The following is an 876-nucleotide window of genomic DNA, read 5'->3' as shown; positions in this document are numbered from 1 at the left end:
CCTGTTAAACATTGATCAAGGTTTAAGTGAATAAACAAAAAAGACGCCTAGCCTCATTCGAAATTGAATGGGCTAGGCGTCTTTATCTATTGTGCTAGTTTTTCGACGGCTGCGATTAGGTCATCCAGCTTTTTCTCTGTTCGCGTCATCAAGTAAATCGACACAAATATGGGAAAGCCGACATTGCCAATCAGTTGCATAGAAACATCCAACATATCCAAAACCACCACCTCCTTATATAAAGGAACGGTGGTGGTTTGTTTTTTGACAAGTATTCAATTAGTTTTGCTGATCTGGATCGATTTCAGGATCGTAGTCTACATCTTTATCGAAATCCCCAGGGTTTAACATACCGTTTTCACCTGATTCGGCCTTGTCTGTTGCTAGAATAACATCCTTGGCGTTTTCAACTTTACCAAAATCCGTACGGTCTGGTGTATTGTAGCCCATAATGTTATAAGGTTTCTTTCCCGGCGTTTGCGCCTCATTGTTTGCAGCATCATCTGAGCTTGCTTGGCCGCCCACTACGTATGAGTGACGTACAGCTGCTGATTCTGATGCTGGACCTGCGTTCAAGTCAAAGCTAGGCTTTTCTTGTGCTGGTCTTCCTACGTTATAATCAGACGCTTCTACCGTAAAATGGTTACGTATGGCTGAAATAGGACCATCACTAGCTTTATAAGTTGCTTGGTAAGGTTGACGTATATCTGCGTCTTGACCTACTTGGTATGAACCGCGCAAGGCCGAAGACCCACCTGCATTATTGTCAGTTACTGCCTCTGCTTTATATTCGCTAGATTCAGTCACTTCGTCATCTTGGCCAGCTTTTTCTTCATCAGCTAAGGAGAATACCGCGGCAGCGCCTGCTGCTGTAGC

Annotated in this window: 1 protein-coding gene and 1 pseudogene; both read right to left on the bottom strand. The window is 43.9% G+C overall.

What is annotated here, in order from left to right; all coding sequences use genetic code 11:
• Nucleotides 1–86 precede the first annotated feature (86 nt).
• A complete protein-coding gene (locus tag ACRCJ0_RS16255; RefSeq protein ID WP_003143129.1) occupies nucleotides 87–215 on the bottom strand; it encodes a YvrJ family protein in 129 nt (42 codons plus the stop codon).
• A 64-nt stretch (nucleotides 216–279) separates the two neighbouring features.
• Nucleotides 280–876: pseudogene (locus ACRCJ0_RS16250) on the bottom strand (DUF975 family protein); the annotation flags it as partial.

The sequence above is a fragment of the Aerococcus sp. L_32 genome (genome assembly GCF_050689315.1).
The sequence above is the reverse complement of the archived record's forward strand: the minus strand, read 5'-3'. Positions and strand labels throughout refer to the sequence as shown.

What these genes read in the sequence shown, in the direction of transcription:
- ACRCJ0_RS16255 (WP_003143129.1), bottom strand. Translation starts at nt 215, where the DNA reads ATGTTGGATGTTTCTATGCAACTGATTGGCAATGTCGGCTTTCCCATA.